Source organism: Aliiroseovarius sp. S1123, assembly GCF_023015885.1.
Classification (GTDB): Bacteria; Pseudomonadota; Alphaproteobacteria; order Rhodobacterales; family Rhodobacteraceae; genus Aliiroseovarius.
Window position 1 is genome coordinate 1 of record NZ_JALKBE010000016.1, and the last position, 5,732, is coordinate 5,732.

Annotated in this window: 2 tRNA genes and 3 rRNA genes; all 5 read left to right on the forward strand. The window is 51.8% G+C overall.

The features are described 5' to 3' along the window. Positions 1-411 precede the first annotated feature (411 nt). The 5 genes from MWU53_RS15855 to rrf all read left to right on the forward strand — a co-directional run bounded on the left by MWU53_RS15855 (position 412) and on the right by rrf (position 5,633). Positions 412-1,880 (forward strand): 16S ribosomal RNA (locus MWU53_RS15855). A 170-nt stretch (positions 1,881-2,050) separates the two neighbouring features. Continuing rightward, positions 2,051-2,127: transfer RNA gene (locus tag MWU53_RS15860), tRNA-Ile, on the forward strand. A 7-nt stretch (positions 2,128-2,134) separates the two neighbouring features. Then, positions 2,135-2,210 (forward strand) — tRNA-Ala (locus MWU53_RS15865). A 389-nt stretch (positions 2,211-2,599) separates the two neighbouring features. Then, positions 2,600-5,432, forward strand: a 23S ribosomal RNA gene (locus tag MWU53_RS15870). An 86-nt stretch (positions 5,433-5,518) separates the two neighbouring features. Beyond that, positions 5,519-5,633, forward strand: a 5S ribosomal RNA gene (gene rrf, locus MWU53_RS15875). Together the 16S, 23S and 5S rRNA genes with 2 tRNA genes alongside form the textbook arrangement of a ribosomal RNA operon. Positions 5,634-5,732 lie beyond the last annotated feature (99 nt).

A 5,732-nucleotide genomic window follows, 5' to 3' on the forward strand; every position in this document is an offset into this window, starting at 1 on the left:
GGGTCGAGAGACACAGGAAGAAGCAAAGTTTGGTTATAATACAGAGGCTTATCGGCGGGACGCGCTAAAGGAAACGGCGGCGTATCTGGTTGGTTTTTGTCTCTGGGTTCTGGTTTTACTAGGATCCACGCTCTTTGAAATTGATGGTATCTGAAGAGATATGTGGGCGGTTTGGTTCATTCGATGAACAAACAACTGCACATATATCCAACTACCTAGCGAGGCTTTTCGGAGCTAAGCGATGATGGATAGTCAGCTTCACTGTTTGTCGGCTTTCGGTATCTTTTGATACTGATGTCACAAACAGAAGTAGGTCCGACCAGCCGGTTGGACCGGAACGTTTCTAAGTCAATTGGAAACAACAGTATGTGCAGAGGTTCGAACGTCAAGGATTAGCAAGTAATTGCTATTCAACTTGAGAGTTTGATCCTGGCTCAGAACGAACGCTGGCGGCAGGCCTAACACATGCAAGTCGAGCGCACTCTTCGGAGTGAGCGGCGGACGGGTTAGTAACGCGTGGGAATATACCCGGTACTAAGGAATAGCCACTGGAAACGGTGAGTAATACCTTATACGCCCTTCGGGGGAAAGATTTATCGGTATCGGATTAGCCCGCGTTAGATTAGATAGTTGGTGGGGTAATGGCCTACCAAGTCTACGATCTATAGCTGGTTTGAGAGGATGATCAGCAACACTGGGACTGAGACACGGCCCAGACTCCTACGGGAGGCAGCAGTGGGGAATCTTAGACAATGGGCGCAAGCCTGATCTAGCCATGCCGCGTGAGTGATGAAGGCCTTAGGGTCGTAAAGCTCTTTCGCCAGGGATGATAATGACAGTACCTGGTAAAGAAACCCCGGCTAACTCCGTGCCAGCAGCCGCGGTAATACGGAGGGGGTTAGCGTTGTTCGGAATTACTGGGCGTAAAGCGCGCGTAGGCGGATTAGTCAGTTAGAGGTGAAATCCCAGGGCTCAACCCTGGAACTGCCTTTAATACTGCTAGTCTTGAGTTCGAGAGAGGTGAGTGGAATTCCGAGTGTAGAGGTGAAATTCGTAGATATTCGGAGGAACACCAGTGGCGAAGGCGGCTCACTGGCTCGATACTGACGCTGAGGTGCGAAAGTGTGGGGAGCAAACAGGATTAGATACCCTGGTAGTCCACACCGTAAACGATGAATGCCAGTCGTCGGGTAGTATACTATTCGGTGACACACCTAACGGATTAAGCATTCCGCCTGGGGAGTACGGTCGCAAGATTAAAACTCAAAGGAATTGACGGGGGCCCGCACAAGCGGTGGAGCATGTGGTTTAATTCGAAGCAACGCGCAGAACCTTACCAACCCTTGACATCCTGATCGCGGATCGTAGAGATACTTTCCTTCAGTTCGGCTGGATCAGTGACAGGTGCTGCATGGCTGTCGTCAGCTCGTGTCGTGAGATGTTCGGTTAAGTCCGGCAACGAGCGCAACCCACATCTTTAGTTGCCAGCAGTTCGGCTGGGCACTCTAAAGAAACTGCCCGTGATAAGCGGGAGGAAGGTGTGGATGACGTCAAGTCCTCATGGCCCTTACGGGTTGGGCTACACACGTGCTACAATGGCATCTACAGTGGGTTAATCCCCAAAAGATGTCTCAGTTCGGATTGGGGTCTGCAACTCGACCCCATGAAGTCGGAATCGCTAGTAATCGCGTAACAGCATGACGCGGTGAATACGTTCCCGGGCCTTGTACACACCGCCCGTCACACCATGGGAGTTGGTTCTACCTGACGGCCGTGCGCTAACCTCTTTGAGGAGGCAGCGGACCACGGTAGGATCAGCGACTGGGGTGAAGTCGTAACAAGGTAGCCGTAGGGGAACCTGCGGCTGGATCACCTCCTTTCTAAGGATGTACCTAGCTGATCAGCTTGCTGATCACGTGGATACACTTAGCAAGATCTGTCCTTTGCAGATCTATATCGGCAGACCCTTCGGGGTACTGTATACGGACCGGACCGTCCTCATATCTCTTCAGTGCAATAAATATCAAAGACAGACCTGCCGGTCTGGTAAGGGTCGGTAGCTCAGGTGGTTAGAGCGCACGCCTGATAAGCGTGAGGTCGGAGGTTCAAGTCCTCCTCGACCCACCATTTATATGGGGCCTTAGCTCAGTTGGTAGAGCGCCTGCTTTGCAAGCAGGATGTCAGGAGTTCGAATCTCCTAGGCTCCACCATTACCTTCCTGTCGATTAGATCGCTAAGAACCAGCTTGGTTTTTAGCCGTCCAATCGGACGTCTTTTACATCGTTTAGAGAGAATACAATAACAACACTGTTGGTCACGCAAGTGCGCGTCAGACCTCAGCGGTTCTTCCTTCGGGAAGCGGTTGATTTAGGTCCCTTTCCTCGGATCTTCTTCGATATCGCTGCTGAAACGACGGTGTTGTCCAAGTCAAGTACACTAACCAAGATCTGAGAGATCAGATCTTATTGTGCTTCAAGTAGGGCGGTGACCGACATCACCGCTTAGAATTGCTTGAAGCGCGGGAAAGTATGCTTTTGATCCAGTTTGCCCTTCGGGGTAAGAAGCGGGACACGCAAAAGGCCTGTCTTCTTCTGGATCAAATCAAGCGCGAGAAGGGCGTTTGGTGAATGCCTTGGCAGTAAGAGGCGATGAAGGACGTGATACTCTGCGATAAGCTTTGGGAAGGTGAGAATAGCCGTTATACCCAGAGATCTCCGAATGGGGGAACCCACCTGACAGTTCATTATAATTACTTCGGTAATTTATAGTGTTCTGAAACAGGTACTTTTAACCTGAATACATAGGGTTTTAAGAGCAAACCCGGGGAACTGAAACATCTAAGTACCCGGAGGAAAGGAAATCAATTGATACTCCCCTAGTAGCGGCGAGCGAACGGGGACCAGCCGAGCCATGAGTGTGGATAGAATGCGTTGGGAAGCGCAACCATAGAGGGTGACAGTCCCGTATATGAAGCACGATTGGACGTATTAAGTAGGGCGGAACACGTGAAATTCTGTCTGAAGATCGGAGGACCACCTTCGAAGGCTAAGTACTCCTTACTGACCGATAGCGAACCAGTACCGTGAGGGAAAGGTGAAAAGCACCCCGACGAGGGGAGTGAAACAGTACCTGAAACCGAACGCCTACAATCAGTCGGAGGCTCCTTGAGAGCTGACGGCGTACCTTTTGTATAATGGGTCATCGACTTGGTCTATCTAGCAAGCTTAAGCCGTTAGGTGTAGGCGCAGCGAAAGCGAGTCTTAATAGGGCGAATGAGTTAGGTGGATCAGACCCGAAACCGAGTGATCTAGGCATGGCCAGGTTGAAGGTGCAGTAACATGCACTGGAGGACCGAACCCACATCTGTTGAAAAAGATCGGGATGAGCTGTGCCTAGGGGTGAAAGGCCAATCAAACTCGGAGATAGCTGGTTCTCCGCGAAATCTATTTAGGTAGAGCGTCATACGAATACTCCCGGGGGTAGAGCACTGAATGGGTAATGGGGGCCCACAGCCTTACTGATCCTAATCAAACTCCGAATACCGGGAAGTACTATATGGCAGACACACGGCGGATGCTAACGTCCGTCGTGGAGAGGGAAACAACCCTGACCTACAGCTAAGGCCCCTAATTCATGGCTAAGTGGGAAAGCAGGTGAGACGACCAAAACAACCAGGAGGTTGGCTTAGAAGCAGCCATCCTTTAAAGATAGCGTAACAGCTCACTGGTCTAAATAAGTTGTCTTGCGGCGAAGATGTACCGGGGCTCAAGCCATGAGCCGAAGCTTAGGATGTGCGATTTATCGTACGTGGTAGCGGAGCGTAGTGTGACATAGTTCCATTCCTCATTAGCATCTTCGGATGCATTTGAGGATCGGAGCTTTCGATGAAGCCGGCCTGTGAGGGATCCGGTGGAGAGATCACTAGTGAGAATGATGACATGAGTAGCGACAAAGGGGGTGAGAGACCCCCTCGCCGAAAATCCAAGGGTTCCTGCTTAAAGCTAATCTGAGCAGGGTAAGCCGGCCCCTAAGCCGAGGCCGAAAGGCGTAGGCGATGGGAACCAGGTTAATATTCCTGGGCCAGAAGGATGTGACGGATCGTGACTGTAGTTCACCCTTATCGGATTGGGTGGGCTGCTAATCGGTTCCTGGAAATAGCCCTTCATGAGACCGTACCCTAAACCGACACAGGTGGATAGGTAGAGTATACCAAGGCGCTTGAGAGAACGATGTTGAAGGAACTCGGCAAAATACCTCCGTAAGTTCGCGAGAAGGAGGCCCAGTTTCTACGCAAGTATTGACTGGGGGCACAAACTAGGGGGTGGCGACTGTTTACTAAAAACACAGGGCTCTGCGAAGTCGCAAGACGACGTATAGGGTCTGACGCCTGCCCGGTGCCTGAAGGTTAAAAGGAGGAGTGCAAGCTCCGAATTGAAGCCCAGGTAAACGGCGGCCGTAACTATAACGGTCCTAAGGTAGCGAAATTCCTTGTCGGGTAAGTTCCGACCTGCACGAATGGCGTAACGACTTCCCCGCTGTCTCCAACATCGACTCAGCGAAATTGAATTGCCTGTCAAGATGCAGGCTTCCCGCGGTTAGACGGAAAGACCCCGTGCACCTTTACTACAGCTTCACACTGGCATCAGACACAACATGTGCAGAATAGGTGGTAGGCTTTGAACCAGAGACGCCAGTTTCTGGGGAGCCTCCTTTGAGATACCACCCTTGTTCTGTTTGATGTCTAACCGCGGTCCGTTATCCGGATCCGGGACCCTGTGTGGCGGGTAGTTTGACTGGGGCGGTCGCCTCCTAAAGAGTAACGGAGGCGCGCGAAGGTTGGCTCAGAGCGGTCGGAAATCGCTCGTTGAGTGCAATGGCAGAAGCCAGCCTGACTGCGAGACTGACAAGTCGAGCAGAGTCGAAAGACGGCCATAGTGATCCGGTGGTCCCGAGTGGAAGGGCCATCGCTCAACGGATAAAAGGTACGCCGGGGATAACAGGCTGATACTGCCCAAGAGTCCATATCGACGGCAGTGTTTGGCACCTCGATGTCGGCTCATCTCATCCTGGGGCTGGAGCAGGTCCCAAGGGTACGGCTGTTCGCCGTTTAAAGAGGTACGTGAGCTGGGTTTAGAACGTCGTGAGACAGTTCGGTCCCTATCTGCCGTGGGTGTAGGATACTTGAGAGGAGTTGCCCCTAGTACGAGAGGACCGGGGTGAACGTTCCACTGGTGGACCAGTTATCGTGCCAACGGTAGTGCTGGGTAGCTATGAACGGACAGGATAACCGCTGAAGGCATCTAAGCGGGAAGCCCCCCTCAAAACAAGGTATCCCTGAGGACCGAGGAAGACTACCTCGTCGATAGGCCAGAGGTGTAAGCGTGGTAACACGTTCAGCTGACTGGTACTAATGGTCCGATAGGCTTGATTTGATCCAGTAGAAGACAGTTCTGTCCCTACGGAAAATCAAAAGCATACATCACAGTAAATCTTGACTTGGAATTGGTTCTTTATTCGGTTTGGTGGTCACAGCGCCAGTGAAACACCCGATCCCTTCCCGAACTCGGCCGTTAAGCACGGTTGCGCCAATGGTACTGCGTCTTAAGGCGTGGGAGAGTAGGTCACCGCCAAACCTAATAAAGAACCAAATAACGTATCCTCTCAATTCGATGATCAGAACAAAACAAAACGCCGCGCTCAGAAATGAGCGCGGCGTTCTGCGTGAAGGGGGG